This is a genomic window from Flectobacillus rivi (assembly GCF_030056655.1).
GTDB lineage: Bacteria > Bacteroidota > Bacteroidia > Cytophagales > Spirosomataceae > Flectobacillus > Flectobacillus rivi.
The window spans coordinates 66,296-81,278 of sequence record NZ_JASHIE010000019.1; the positions used below are offsets into that span (position 1 = coordinate 66,296).

The window sequence follows — 14,983 nt, forward strand, 5'->3', positions numbered from 1 at the left end:
TTTTATGAAAAAGTCCATATATTCAATTCTTGCTGTCACAACACTTTTGTTGAGTAGTTGCGAAGACCAACTAGACCAGCAGCCTGTGTCTAGTACCACTGCGGCAAGTTTTTATACTAATACCAATGATTTTACACAAGCTGTAAATGGTGTTTACAGTAAATTAACTTCGTATCCAAGTCAGGTTTTGTGGCTTGGGGAAATGCGCAGTGACAACGTCAATGCGCTTCATGATGGCAACCGTGACTGGCAAGGTGTCAACGATTTTTCGCCCAATATTACTACTACAGGATTTGTACAAACGGCTTGGAACGACAACTTTAACGGCATTTTCAATGCAAACTCGGTCTTACAAGCGCTCGAAACGAAAGGAAGTGTCATTACTGATGCGAGCTTAAAAACTCGATTTGCGGCTGAAACTCGTTTCCTTCGTGCTTTTTACTATTTTCAATTAGTAAGAACTTTCGGAAAAGTTCCGTTGATTGACAAAGCTTTGACAGCTTCAGAGGTGGAAACAGTACCGAGAAGTAGTGTTGCGGAGGTTTATAAATTGATTATTTCTGATTTGGAATATGCAGCGCAAAATTTGCCAGCATCATACACAGGTACCAATATCGGTCGTGCGACTTCTTATGCGGCAAAAGGACTTTTGGGTTTGGTCTATTTAACACGTTCAGGAGCAACCTACAATATTGAAGGGGCTGGTCTGAATGCGAACGAAAATGATAAAGCCTTGGCGTTGTTTAATGAAATTATAGCCAGCCAACAATTTCAATTACTGTCTTCCTATAATTCAATTTTTGCATACGATAACGAGAATAATAAGGAGGTAATCTTTGATGTACAGTTTATGAGTAGCTCCAATGGTGCGGGTTTTCCAAGTCATTTAGTCCCTGTAGCATTCTGGACTGGGCAAGGTATATCTAACTCTTATGGCAATGGTTACGGTTCAAGCAACTTTAGTGTAGCTAAGGAGTTGCGCAGCAGTTATTTGACAAACGCTTCTGATGGGCGTTATACTTTCAATATCCAAACGACTTATTCTTCACCTTTTATCAAGAAATATATTGATATTTCGAAAAAAGGAACAAGCGGTAAAGATTGGCCAATCAACTTTATTGTACAGCGCTATGCTGATATTTTGTTATTGAAAGCGGAGGCTTTAATTAAAATTGGCAATGGCCCAAGCAAAGAAGCGGATGCTCTGGTCAATCAGGTAAGAGCACGTGTGGGATTACCTGCCATAGCGAATGTTACGTTGGAAACTTTATTGGAAGAACGTCGTAAAGAATTTTTGGGAGAAGGTCTTCGTTGGAATGATTTAGTTCGTTCAGGATTAGCGATTTCCAAAATGAACGCATGGATGAAGAATGATGCCATTACGACCATCAACCCAATTATTGCAGACTATTTGATATATCCTGTACCAGCGGTCGAACTTGGTACAAAAGCAGGTTTGTATCAACAAAACCCAAGTTATTATTGATAATTACTCTTTCAATTTATAGATAAAAGGTGTATGACTTTCTTAAAAGTTATATGCCTTTTGTCGTAAACGGAAGTATTATAATCCTTAATTTGTCTTTTGGAAATTATTGAAATCAAATACATAATGCTGAAAAAATATCTTTGGATTGCGATTATTTGTCTAACATCTATCCAAATTTCAAATGCCCAACAATCACCTTGGCCGATAATTTCGAGTCAAACAAAACCTTGGACAAGATGGTGGTGGATGGGCAGTGCTGTCGACTCCAGTAACCTTTCTATATGCTTACGTGCGTATGCAAAGGCGGGCTTAGGTGGTGTGGAAATTACACCAATTTACGGGGTAAAAGGATACGAGTCTCGATACCTCAATTACCTTTCTCCTGAATGGAATAAAGCACTGAACACGAGTATTTCTTTAGCGAGACAAAACGGAATGGGTGTTGACCTCAACTTGGGAACAGGTTGGCCTTTTGGTGGTCCACAAATATCTCAAGATTTGGCTTCAAGTAATTATTTTATCCAAAAATATCAAATTCAAGCTGGACAAAATGAGCGTTTAATGGTGGAGATTCAACAACCACAACAGTACAAAAAAGGAGCATATTTACAGGCACTGACCGCATACGCAGATACAGGAGAAACACTAATTTTAACAGATTTTGTGCAAAAAGATGGCACTTTAGCGTGGTCGCCTGAGAAAGGAACATGGTCACTTTATGCGCTTTTTATGGGGAAAACAGGGCAGAAAGTCAAACGAGCTGCACCAGGAGGAGAAGGGTGGGTCATGGATCACTTTTCTGAAAAAGCCTTCCAACAGTATATCAAACGTTTTGATGATTCATGGAAGAAAGTACCTGAAGTTCGTTCATTTTTTAATGATAGCTATGAAGTCTACGAGGCAAATTTTACGCCCGATTTTTTGCAGAAATTTCAGTATTTGAATGGCTATGACCTGCGTTTTTACCTTCAAGAATTAGCGAGTAATGAGCTTTCAGAAAAAGTTTCGAGAGTCAAAGCAGATTTTAAAGCTACTTTGAACCATCAGCTCACACAAGGCTTCATGAAACCGTGGACGGATTGGGCGCACGCAAAAGGTAAAAAAGTCAGAAATCAAGCGCATGGTTCTCCCGCCAATATTTTGGACTTATACGCACAAGCAGACATACCCGAATGTGAGACTTTCGGCTCAACCTATTTTCCCATAAAAGGCTTACGAAGAGATACCGCAGATATTCGAAAAGTGCACCCAGAGCCACTGATGATGCGTTTTGCACCTTCCGCTGGACATGTGATGGGAAAAAAACTTATTTCTGCCGAAGCGTTTACATGGCTCACAGAACATTTTCGAACCTCTTTGTCTCAATGTAAACCTGAGGTTGAACAACTCTTTTTGGCAGGCGTCAATCATGTGTTTTTTCATGGGACAACCTATTCACCAGCTGAGGCTAATTGGCCCGGATGGATGTTTTATGCAGGAGTGAACTTTTCTCCTAATAATACTTTTTGGCCACATCTTTCAGGGCTAAATTCTTACATTACTCGTTGCCAATCGATTTTACAAACTGGTAAACCAGCAAACGATGTGTTGATTTATTGGCCAATCCAAGATATTTGGCATCAAACAGGCGATGTGCTTCAACAGATAAGAGTTCATGAGGTAGATACTTGGTTATATCCAACGCCGTTTTATCAAATAGCTAAACGTCTGAAAACAAAGGGCTACAGTTTTGATTTTATTTCTGATAAACAAGTCCTTCAAACTAAAGTTGAAAATGGTTTGCTCAAAACTATTTCAGATGCCTCTCCATACAAAGTCATTATTGTTCCTAAGACCAAATATATGCCTTTAGAAACCCTCGAAGCATTGCAAAAACTGGCAACTGCTGGGGCAAAAATTATCTTTGAATCATTACCCGCAGATGTCAATGGGCTCAATCAAATTGAAGAAAGACGAGCAGTATTAAAGAAAATAAACCAAGGTATCTCAAGTTGGGCACAGATATCGAATCTTGATTCGATGGAAGAATTACTGGCAAAAGATGCAGTTGTTACAGAGGAGCTGGTGGCGACAGGCTTACAATATATCAAGCGAAAAGCAAAGGAAGATACTTATTACTTTTTAGTAAATCATACCGAAAAAAATATAGATACTGTCGTGAAAATCAATGAAGTTGGAAAGTCTGTTTTGCTGTTGGATGCCCTTACTGGGAAATATGGCGATGTCCCATTTCAAAAAAATATAAAAGGTGTAAATATACGAATTCAGTTAAAATCAGGAGAAAGTGTATTTGTCTTGGTTCAGAATAAATTAAGTGACAGCGCAAAAAAATGGAAATACGAAGAAGAAATAAACGCCACAGATTTGTCCACAAAGCAATGGTCGCTTACATTTCAAACGGGAGGACCAATACTTCCACAGAATCGTACGCTTAAAAACTTAGATTTTTGGACGAATACCACCGACACTACTGCACAGTTTTTTTCTGGAACAGCCTTATATTCGACTCAATTTGAATGGAAGAAAAGTACCTCTAGGTATATACTTGACTTAGGGCAAGTGGCTGAAAGTGCTAAAGTATTTGTGAACAAGCAAGAAGTAGGTATTTTGTGGTCGGTTCCATTTCAAATAGATATCAGTAAGTATCTGAAAAATGGGACTAACGTTATCGAAATAGAAGTCGCCAATTTGATGGCAAATCGGATTCGCTACATGGATCAGCATCAGATAAGTTGGCGTAATTATCACGAAATTAATTTTGTCAATGCGCATTATAAACCTTTTGATGCTTCAAATTGGAAAGTAATGGATGCTGGTTTAAAAGGCCCTGTGAGAATTATTGAGACGAGATAAGAAAACTGATTTCGTCTTATTTATCATTGTAAAACATTATCTCAAAATATGAAAAAAATACTGCTTCTAGCGAGCTTTTTAGGCTTTGTGAAAATTGAACAAAGCCATGCGCAAACCAAAACTAAAGTGCTCTCAAAACCTAATATTGTCCTCATTATCGCCGACGATTTAGGTTATGGCGATGTAGGATTTAACGGGCAACAGCTAATTAAAACCCCAAATCTGGATAAACTGGCGGCTTCTGGTATGAAATTTAATCAGTTTTATGCAGGTACTTCTGTATGTGCGCCATCACGTTCTGCATTGCTTTCGGGTTTACATACAGGACATACCTATATCCGTGGCAATAAAGGTGTTTTACCTGAAGGACAAGAACCCATCGCTGATTCTGTTGTGACGATGGCAGAAGTCCTTAAAACCGCTGGCTATACCACCGCAGCTTACGGCAAGTGGGGTTTAGGACCTGTTGGCTCAGTTGGTGATCCGAACAAACAAGGATTTGACTACTTCTACGGATACAACTGCCAAACCTTGGCACATCGTTATTATCCCAACCATTTGTGGAATAACGGTCAAAAAGTTGTTTTGGAAGCGAATGAGAATTTGGTTCAAAATAAGATTTATGCGCCAGATTTGATTCAAGAAAAAGCCATTGGTTTTATCAAGGAGCAATCCTCAAAACAACCTTTCTTCTTGTTTTTACCCTATATTTTACCTCATGCCGAGCTAATTGCTCCTGATGACAGTTTGCTACAATACTACAAAAATAAGTTTCAAGAAAAACCTTACAAGGGGCAAGATTATGGCCCTAATGCTACTGGTGGGGGATATGCCTCACAGCAATACCCACGGGCAGCTTTTGCAGCGATGGTAGCACGTTTGGATTGGTATGTAGGGCAGGTAGTTGCTCAACTTAAAGCACAGGGATTGGACAAAAATACTTTGATTATTTTTTCTAGTGATAACGGCCCACACATAGAAGGTGGCGCTGATCCTAAGTTTTTTAAGAGTAGCGGTCCATACAAAGGTGTAAAAAGAGATTTGTACGAGGGAGGTATTCGTGAGCCTTTTGTGGCTTCTTGGAAAGGAGTAATAAAACCTAATTCGGTGAGTAACCATATTGGTGCATTCTGGGATTTGCTACCCACTTTTGCTGAGTTAGCGGGTGCCAAAACTAGAAAAGGCATTGATGGTCGTTCGTTTGCCAATGTATTGACAGGCAAAGGAAAGGCTCCTCAGCATGATTTTTTATATTGGGAGTTTCATGAACAAGGGGGAAAACAAGCAGTAAGACAAGGAAAATGGAAAGCTATTCGACTTAATGTAATTGAAAATCCGAATGCTCCAGTAGAACTATACGACTTAGAAAATGACCCAGAGGAGGCAAAAAATCTAGCACAACAATTTCCAGAGAAGGCACAAGAATTAGGCAAACTCATGACTCAATCGCATACTCGTTCTGCTTTATTCCCGTTGGGAAATCAGTAGGTAAGGGTACAGGGGGTGTTGTAGAGGGAACAGGCACAAAGGCACAGAGGCACAAAGTGTATTGGAGAGAACAGACAAACGTAAACAAGTCACGTTTCCTCTACCACTTCTTTTAACATTTCCACTCTGTGCCTTTGTGCCCGTTCCCTTAGCCACTTTTTCTGAAATAACCACTTTGTGCCTGTTGCCTTTGCCACTTTTTCTGAAATAATCACTCTGTGTTTCTGTGCCTGTTTCTTCTGCCACTTCTTCTGAAATAACCACTTTGCGCTTTTGTGCCTGTTGCCTTTGCCACTTTTTCTGAAATAATCACTTTGTGCCTCTGTGCCTGTTGCCTTTGTCACTTTTTCTGAAACAATCACTTTGTGCCTCTGTGCCTGTTGCCTTTGTCACTTTTTCTGAAATAACCACTTTGTGCCTGTTGCCTTTGCCACTACTTCACAAATAACCACTCCTCCTAATACTTACACCTAGCGTTATCCGCTTTGATAAAATAAGATTTATAGTTTTTGGCTTTTTTGTCCATACAGCCTTTTAAATCGAGAAGTTCGATGTTTTTAAAATCAATGGCATGACTTTCGGCCTGCATGGCGATATAACCTTCTTTTAATAGCATACCATCTTTCTTAATCCAAGCTTCTGCCGATTTTGAGTCAATTCCTGCTTTTTCCCAATTATAATCAGCACTCACAAATCCACCACCTATATGGGGTTTTTCGTAAGTCAATACAGTATCTCCTTCAATAACATGGTGGATAATCGAATCACCTAATACGATCGCTTCCACCTTGACCCATTGGTCACCATGATAGGTTTTCGAGTCTGAATCCGTACAATGGTCAGTCACGATTTTATTCTGCATATATACTTCTGTACCTGGGGTGCAAAGATTTCCCGTATGACGAGTGGTATTTCCGCCCAATCCTCCTAATAGTTGTAGCTCTAAAGAAACTGGGAAACTTTGATTTTGGGTCAAACTTTTGGCTGACTGAGAGTGCAACATGATGCCACTATTGCGTACATTCCACGACGCACCGCCTTTGAGTTGGTCGCCTTGAAAACGATATTCAAAACGAATTACATAATAAGAGTAAGGTTTTTTGTAATAAATATGACCAAATTTATCATTGAAAGATTCATACTGATCATACATCACCCTCATCATCCCATCCTCGACTCTAAAAGTGTTTTTGTAATTAGCATTCAGGTTTTCTCCTGCGATTTTAATATTCCAACCATCTAGGTTTTTTCCATTAAAAAGGCGAATCCAATCTTTTTGATTAGCTTTTGTATTGATTTTCTTTTGAGCAAAAATACCAAAGGTAAGAAGTAGGAGAGAAGCAGTAAAATAGAGTTGTCTTTTCATTTGGGGGATGTTTAGTAGGTAAAAGTAATTCTCTTTATACAGAGAATTAAGTCGATTCATCACCAAATATACTCTTTGTGTTAAATCTAAATAGATAAAATAAGCTAGAAGCTGTTTTTGGCTAATTGTATATTCGTTATTTGAAGTTTCTCTGTTTTCTAAAAAAATCCTACTAAACAGGCATATCTATGTTGTATAATCGATAAAGTTAATTTTACCTGATTTTAGCTCTAGGCTTTAATATTCGCAGATTCCTAAACAAATTAACTTCGTAGTTTTGAGTAGATGATAAATTATGATGTAGAACAAAAATAACCTAGTAATAGACAAAGTCTATTACTAGGTTATCTTCAGTTTTAAAACTGTTTAAAAAAAAAGTCCAACACAAAGTCTTGAACTAGCAACATACTGAGTGGAGTTTTTAAATCACTTTACCACTTTGTACCTCTGCTACTTTGTGCCTTATTAAGCTTTTCTCACAAATTCTGACTTAAGTCCCATTGCACCAAAGCCATCGATTTTACAATCAATATTATGATCACCGTCGGTTAGACGAATATTTTTTACTTTTGTTCCTGCTTTAATTGGTTTTGGAGCACCTTTCACTGGAAGGTCTTTAATGACAACCACAGTATCGCCATCTTGTAACTCGTTGCCATTTGAATCTAAAACTTTGGTAGTTGTACTTACCTCATCGGTCTCTACTTCTTCTGGATTCCATTCGTAAAAGCACTCTGGACAAACTAACAGATTATCGCTAGGATATGTGTATTCACATTTACATTTTGGACATGGTGAAAATTCTGACATGATAATGTTTTTAAGTTATAAATTAATTGATTTGTCAAAGATGGTATCGTAGTGGAAGATACCTGCATCTTAATAGGGCGCAAAGGTACGAATTTCGATTGGGAATTAGATAAAATGTATTTTCCTAAACTAAAACTAGAGATACTCCGAGCTATTGTCTTATTGGAATGAGGCTTGTAAATACTTTTTTACCCCTCATATATTACCAAATTACCCCCTTTTGCCTACATGAGAGGATTGTACTTTTGCAGTATAGATTATTACTCATTTTATATTACTATTTCCCCAAAATACTCTCTGTTTTCAAGTCTAAACAATATGAGAAAAAAGTTAATCCTTTTACTTACTTTTCTTCAAGGAGGTGTTTTCGCACAAAACCCTTGGGAGAACCCCGCATTGATTGATATTGGTAAAGAAAAAGCACATGCCGATTTTATCCTTTATGCTGATAAATCTACTGCTTTGACCAAAAAGCCACAATCAAGCCCCTTTTATCAATCGTTAAATGGTATATGGAAGTTTGTGTATGCCGACCGAATTGCGGATGCACCAACCAATTACTTCGAACCAAATCTGGACGATAGCCAGTGGAGCAATCTTCCTGTGCCTTCCAACTGGGAACGTAAAGGATTTGGTACGGCTATTTATACCAATATTGTTTATCCTTTTCCTAAAAATCCCCCTTTCATCGGTGGCGATAATCCTGTAGGAACATATCGTAAATCATTTACTGTTCCTGAAAACTGGTCAGAAAGAGAAATCCTATTGCATTTTGGGTCTATTACGGGTTATGCTCGTATATATGTCAACGGCAAGTTTGTGGGCATGACCAAAGTCTCAAAATCTCCTGCGGAATTTAATATTAGTCAGTTTTTACAAAAAGGAAAAAACACCCTTGCTGTTCAAGTGTATCGCTGGCACGATGGAAGCTACTTGGAAGACCAAGATTTCTTTAGAATTTCAGGTATCGAACGCGATGTTTTCTTAACGGCTTTACCTAAAACCTCACTTTGGGATTTCTTTATCAAGGGCGATTTGGATGCTAAATATACTGACGGCTTGTTGAGTGCAGAGGTATCTTTAAGAAAGTTTAAAGGAAGTAATATCGAAGCAGGTTCTGTCAATGTAGAGTTGTTGGATAAAACTGGTAAGACAGTATGGTCACAACTTCAGAAAGTAACAAAATCGACGGATACTTTACAAAATGTTTCGTTTAAAACGACGATTAAAAATCCATTGAAATGGAGTGCTGAATATCCTAACCTTTATACTTGTGTTATTTCTGTAAACGATGCCCAAGGAAAATCATTGGGAACAACAAGCTATAAAGTTGGTTTCAGAAAAGTAGAAATTAAAAATGCACAGCTATTAATCAATGGCGTACCGACTTATGTACATGGAGTAAATCGTCATGAGCACGACCCTGTAGAAGGACACGTACCTAACCGTGAATTAATGTTGAGAGATATTCAATTGATGAAGCAATTTAATATCAATGCTGTTCGTGCAAGTCACTATCCAAATGACCCTTATTGGTATGAGCTTTGTGACCAATATGGTTTGTATGTTGTAGACGAGGTAAACCTCGAAACGCATGGTATGGGTGCTGAGTGGCAAGGTAGCTGGGATAAGACAAAACACCCTGCATATCTTCCATTGTGGGCAAATGCACATAAAGACCGAACTGAACGAATGTTCGAACGAGACAAAAATCATGCTTCTGTGATTATTTGGTCACTTGGAAACGAATGTGGCAATGGTCCTGTGTTTTATGAAACGTACAAATGGTTAAAATCAAAAGATAATACTCGTTTTGTACAGTCAGAGCAAGCTGGTGAAAACGCCAATACAGATATTGTTTGTCCGATGTATCCTCGTATCGAGGACATGTTGAAATATGCGAATGATAACACCAAAACTCGTCCATACATCATGTGTGAGTATGCGCATGCTATGGGAAATAGTAGTGGTAATTTCCAACGCTATTGGGATATTATTCGTAGTTCAAAACACATGCAAGGTGGGTTTATTTGGGATTGGGTTGACCAAGGAATGTTGACTAAAACAGCAGATGGTCGTCCGTTCTATGCCTATGGTGGTGACTTGGGTGGCTATTATTTGCAAAACGATGAAAACTTCTGTGCCAACGGTGTGATTGCTTCAGACCGCACGCCACACCCTGGTTTGTTTGAAGTGAAAAAATCGTATCAAAGCATTATTTTCTCAGCAAAGAATCTTGAAACTGGCGAAATCAAAGTTGAAAACCTTTTTGATTTTACTAATCTTAATAATTACGCCTTCAAATGGGTATTGACTAAAGACGGCAAATCTGTAGCAGAAGGAAGTTTTGACGTAAGCTTAGCGCCTAAACAAAGCCAAGATATCAAAATTGACTTGCCAGCTAAAAAGGATAGAGGTGAATATGCTTTGGAATTATATGCCTACACAAAATCTGCTACAGAATTAGTGCCAGCGGGACACGAGATTGCGCGTGAACAATTACGTTTTGACAATAGCTATTATTTCCAAGTAAATCGTCCGAGAACAGGGACTTTAGAAATTTCAAAAACAAATAATCGCTTAACTTTTAAAGCAGAGAATGTAACAGGTACTTTCAATACACAATGGGGTAACTGGGAGAAATACAGCGCATTAGATGGTTCGACTTCAATCAATGGTTTACCTGAGCCATTTTTCTGGCGTGCTCCAACAGATAATGATTTTGGTAACGAAATGCCTTATCGTTTAGGAATTTGGAGAAATGCTCACGCTAATAAATCGGTCTCAAAAGTAACCGTAGGTGAGCAAAATGCAGAGGGCTTAAGTATTCAAGTGGATTACCAGTTGACTGGTATTATCGCTAATTATAGCGTTGTTTACCAAATTTTAAATGATGGAGCGGTGAAAGTTACAGCAAGCTTAGATTTGGGTGACAGAAACCTTCCTGAAATGCCTCGTTTTGGTATGCGCATGAACTTGAAGCAAGATTATAAATTGTTGAATTACTATGGTCGTGGACCTTGGGAAAACTATCAGGACAGAAATTTAGCTTCTTTCTTAGGCGTGTATGCTGATACAGTGGTTAAAGCTGTTGAATCGAATTATATTCGTCCACAAGAACACGGCTACCGTACAGATACACGTTGGATTAAAATTGCCAATGAGCAAGGCAAAGGATTAATGATTGAAGGAGTTCAACCGATTAGTTTTAGTTTGTTGCCATTCAAAACGGAAGATTTAGATCCAGGTTTGAGTAAAAAACAACAACATCCGACAGATATCAAGATTCGTGACGAAAATACTTTGCAGATTGACTTAAAGCAAAGAGGTGTTGGAGGAGATGATAGTTGGGGTGCTTTACCGCATAAAGAATACCGTTTAACGGATAAGAAATTTACCTATAGCTATATCCTTAGTTTGTTTTAGTAATTTGGAGTAACACATAAAGAGGCTAGGAATAATGTTCCTAGCCTCTATTTTTTGTACTTATTTCAACTGAACAATTCCTGCCTTATCTTGATTTCGAGTAAAAATAAAACTAGATTTATTCCGAATTAAAATTGCTTTCATATCTCGAATATCACCTGTAAAAAGCAAACCCGTTTGTTGTGGCTTACTAGCTTGAAAATTACCTTTCCCATTTCCTAGCAGTAATACGCCATGTGAGGCGTCCATTTTGCCAAGCTGCACTCGCCAAGGGTGGAAGTTACCTGTCAACAAAATATCCTTTTTCCCATCTTTATTAAAATCACCAGAACTAATACCCGAAACCCAAGAAGTTTGAGCATCAGACGGCAATGCTTGAGCTTTGAAGATACCTTTTCCTGTATTTTCAAAATAGGTTGTCGCTAGGGTGTAAACAGACTTTGTTTTAGCTTTAGCAAGTTGTTCAGAGGTAAACAAATCTGAAAGACCTGCTTGAGCATAATCATGATATTTTAAGAATTTCTTCCTTATCCATGGCATTTGTGTAGCCGTTTCGTCGAGCGACGCCATTGGGTAGCTTTTGCCTTGAATGAAATAGCAAATCATAGGGTCAATGGTTTCGTTTTGGTCAAAATCTGCGTAAGTGATCGTTAGAGGCTCTTGTTCATTGGCTTTTAGCTGAGAGTTTAGCCCAGCATTTCCAGCAATCAAATCCATATCACCATCATTATCCATATCTTCCAACTGAATTTTGCTCCACATTCCGTGACTTTTTTCTAGGTGATACGCTTCAGTTTTATCAACGAGTTTACCTTTTTGATTTTCTAGAATAGTAATAGGCATCAACTCGCCAGCCACGATAAGGTCAATCCAGCCATCTTGATTGATGTCATACCAAACGGAAGTGGTTACAATACCTAATGATGCCAAAGACTCTGTCTGAACAGGTGTAAATTTGACGATATTCCCTTTGCTCTCATTTTTGAGTAAATAGCTTTGGTCAGCTTCTGGGTACCGATTCGGAATAGAACGTCCTCCCACGAATAGGTCCATATCTCCATCTTTGTCAAAATCTCCTGCCGAAACGCAACTTCCATTGCTTTGCAGATTGGGAAGAGCATTGGCACTTAGACTAAATTTCCCTTTTCCATCATTGATAAATAAGACATCTTGTGAAGCTTCTGGAACTGCACCAAATGCCGCACTGCCTCGGGCAATAAACAAATCGAGGTCATAGTCTCCGTCAGCATCAAAAAATGTCATGCCCATATCCTGATAAACGGATTGTTGTTGCCAAGGCTGAGAAGACGCAGGTTTGAATGTACCATTGACTTGTTGTATCAACAAAACACCTCCTTGTTGACTATTGCCTCCTACAAAAACATCTACTAAACCATCACCATTAACATCGGCAGTGGTGGTAAATGGACCCACTTTTGACAGTTGATAAGGGAGAAGAGTCTGATGTTTGAAATCGACATACGGAATGGCTTTGTGTTCAAAAGAAAGCTGAGATTGGTGGGTGACATCTTCAAAAAGCGCAGCGGTTTGAGGGTATTGATACACACCTTCTTGTGCCGTGGCCTCGGCTACCTGCAAAGTTTGATTAGCTTGCTGATTTGATAAAATACTCTTTTTCCCAGAACTCCAATAGATTTCAACTGATTCAATTTGTGTATTTTGCCCTAGTCCAAAATGTAAGATAGGTTCCACACTACTTTGGAATCCTTGAGCTGGATAGAGCTCCTGCATTTGGGTTTGGTCTTTGGTTTTAACAACTACCTTTGCGCCAATGCCTGTGGTATTAGGCGCATTGCCTCGTAACTGAATTTTGAGAAAATGCGATTGTTCAGGAGAATGTTGATTTTCATAAATTTGAGCCACCTGATTCGTGTTATTGATAATCAAATCCAAATCTCCATCATTGTCTAAATCGGCATACGCTGCTCCTGTACTAACGGTTGGTTCTTCTAAGCCCCATGATTTTGTGGCATCTTCAAACTGAGCGAATTGATTTTGGCTGATATTTCTGAACACATAATTGCTCGTTTTGGTACTTGGCATTTGTTGAATCAATTGCCAAGTATTGAGTTGCTGACCTGAGTTTTGCGCTTTATTGATTTCTTCTTGATAAGTATATTTCAAAAAATCCATATTGGTAAAATCTCGTAAAAAGCCGTTAGTAACAAGCAAATCTTTTCTACCATCATTGTCAAAATCACACGCTAGCGGACTCCAAGACCAGTCGGTGTTAGAAATTCCTGCCATCTGTCCCACTTCACTAAAAATAGGAACACCTTTGTTGGATAATCCCTGATTGATTTGAAGCATATTGCGGGTATTTTGGTGGTAAAAACCACTATCTACCAGCAATTGATAGGTATCATATTCGTCAGGACCTTTTAATAGCTTTTGACGATAATTGGACTCTGGAAGCATATCCAAACTGACAATATCGGCTAGTTCATCGTTGTTGAAATCCACAATGCCCGTACCCATCGAGTTTTTGGAGATATGTCCCATACTCTGTTTGAGAACTTCCTTGAAGGTGCCATTTTGTTGATTGATATACAGAAAGTCTTGCTCATTGTAGTCGTTTGCAACGTACAAATCTGGCCAATTGTCTTGGTTGAGGTCACCAACTGAGACGCTTAACCCAAAGTTTAGACCGCTTCCATGAACACCAGCCTCGACGCTTATTTCATGAAAATACCCCTCATCATTTCGGTACAATCTGTTGCCATATTTAGGGTGACGAGTATTCCTTAATCTTTCAGTATTGAAAAAGGCGTTGTAAAACATATCTGCATGGTTGGCCATAAAACAGTCAAGGTCGCCATCTTTGTCCATATCAAAGAAAGCGACCTGAGTGGTGTAAGTTCCAGAGGCATCTAGTCCATATTTTTCAGCAGATTCGGTAAAGGTAGGTATACCATTGCTTAGTCCATTATTGATATAGAGCTCATTTTTACGTTCCTCATCGGTTCCTGGTCCCGAATAACAAACATAAATGTCGAGTTTCCCATCAGCGTTGATGTCAATCATTGACACACCAGTTTTCCACTTTTTTCTACCTTTTACGCCTGCTTTTTCAGTAATATCTTCAAAGGAAAAAGGACTATTTCCTTGTTTACCTTTGTTGAGATACAATTTATTTTCAACCATATTTCCCGAAAAATATACATCAGCCAGTCCATCGCCATTGACATCGCCGACGGCAACGCCTCCTCCGTTGTACATATATTGGTATTTGAGCAAGTTTAGCTCTTCATTTTCCTCAACAAGATTGTTGAAATTAATCCCAGATTCTTCGGCGCTGACTAATCGAAAAAGAGGACTGTTGGAAGAATTTTTACAGGAAAAAAGAAAAGGAAGAAAAAGAAGTGGTAAAAGTTTTTTCATAAGAGTATATTTGAAAATTTTATTTGGCATTTGTTGAAAAAACAAAATTTCTCATAGCCACACCTTACTTTTCTTCACTAGGCGTGCCCGTCTAACACAAGAAAAGTGACCGCGCGGCGGCCGCAAAAGAAAGTCAAGAAATCCTAAAC

The 14,983-nt window shown here is 38.7% G+C and carries 8 protein-coding genes; 4 read left to right on the forward strand and 4 right to left on the reverse strand.

Going from position 1 to position 14,983, the window contains the following annotated elements:
• Positions 1-4 precede the first annotated feature (4 nt).
• The 3 genes from QM481_RS22230 (at position 5) to QM481_RS22240 (ending at position 5,830) form a co-directional block, all read left to right on the forward strand.
• The gene (locus tag QM481_RS22230; protein WP_283383390.1) at positions 5-1,486 is read left to right on the forward strand and encodes a RagB/SusD family nutrient uptake outer membrane protein; all 1,482 of its coding nucleotides are present in this window, start codon (positions 5-7) and stop codon (positions 1,484-1,486) included.
• Between the two features lie 126 nt (positions 1,487-1,612).
• Positions 1,613-4,342: a glycosyl hydrolase gene (locus QM481_RS22235; protein WP_283383391.1), complete on the forward strand. Its 2,730-nt coding sequence runs from the start codon at positions 1,613-1,615 to the stop codon at positions 4,340-4,342.
• Between the two features lie 48 nt (positions 4,343-4,390).
• Positions 4,391-5,830 carry an arylsulfatase gene (locus tag QM481_RS22240; RefSeq protein WP_283383392.1) on the forward strand — a complete coding sequence of 480 codons (1,440 nt, stop codon included), beginning with the start codon at positions 4,391-4,393 and terminating at the stop codon, positions 5,828-5,830.
• A gap of 89 nt (positions 5,831-5,919) precedes the next feature.
• Here the strand turns inward: QM481_RS22240 and QM481_RS22245 are convergent, their stop codons facing one another.
• From QM481_RS22245 to QM481_RS22255, 3 genes are all read right to left on the reverse strand, one after another.
• Entirely contained in the window at positions 5,920-6,192 is a 273-nt protein-coding gene (locus QM481_RS22245) for a hypothetical protein (protein WP_283383393.1), read from the reverse strand.
• Between the two features lie 95 nt (positions 6,193-6,287).
• Positions 6,288-7,196 (reverse strand): 3-keto-disaccharide hydrolase, encoded by a 909-nt coding sequence (locus tag QM481_RS22250; protein ID WP_283383394.1) that lies wholly within the window; start codon positions 7,194-7,196, stop codon positions 6,288-6,290.
• A gap of 465 nt (positions 7,197-7,661) precedes the next feature.
• Positions 7,662-8,006, reverse strand: a complete 345-nt coding sequence (locus QM481_RS22255) for a zinc ribbon domain-containing protein YjdM (RefSeq protein WP_166551871.1) — start codon at positions 8,004-8,006, stop codon at positions 7,662-7,664.
• A 318-nt stretch (positions 8,007-8,324) separates the two neighbouring features.
• Here QM481_RS22255 and lacZ point away from each other — a divergent pair, with 318 nt between their 5' ends.
• Entirely contained in the window at positions 8,325-11,432 is a 3,108-nt protein-coding gene (gene lacZ, locus QM481_RS22260; protein ID WP_283383395.1) for a beta-galactosidase, LacZ type, read from the forward strand.
• Between the two features lie 60 nt (positions 11,433-11,492).
• Here lacZ and QM481_RS22265 read toward each other — a convergent pair whose 3' ends face one another.
• Positions 11,493-14,834 (reverse strand): VCBS repeat-containing protein, encoded by a 3,342-nt coding sequence (locus QM481_RS22265; protein WP_283383396.1) that lies wholly within the window; start codon positions 14,832-14,834, stop codon positions 11,493-11,495.
• Positions 14,835-14,983 lie beyond the last annotated feature (149 nt).

Bases quoted from the DNA above. Each gene is read 5' to 3' on its own strand.
- QM481_RS22230 (WP_283383390.1), top strand. From the start codon at position 5: ATGAAAAAGTCCATATATTCAATTCTTGCTGTCACAACACTTTTGTTG.
- QM481_RS22255 (WP_166551871.1), bottom strand. From the start codon at position 8,006: ATGTCAGAATTTTCACCATGTCCAAAATGTAAATGTGAATACACATAT.
- QM481_RS22265 (WP_283383396.1), bottom strand. From the start codon at position 14,834: ATGAAAAAACTTTTACCACTTCTTTTTCTTCCTTTTCTTTTTTCCTGT.
- QM481_RS22240 (WP_283383392.1), top strand. From the start codon at position 4,391: ATGAAAAAAATACTGCTTCTAGCGAGCTTTTTAGGCTTTGTGAAAATT.
- QM481_RS22235 (WP_283383391.1), top strand. From the start codon at position 1,613: ATGCTGAAAAAATATCTTTGGATTGCGATTATTTGTCTAACATCTATC.
- QM481_RS22250 (WP_283383394.1), bottom strand. From the start codon at position 7,196: ATGAAAAGACAACTCTATTTTACTGCTTCTCTCCTACTTCTTACCTTT.
- lacZ (WP_283383395.1), top strand. From the start codon at position 8,325: ATGAGAAAAAAGTTAATCCTTTTACTTACTTTTCTTCAAGGAGGTGTT.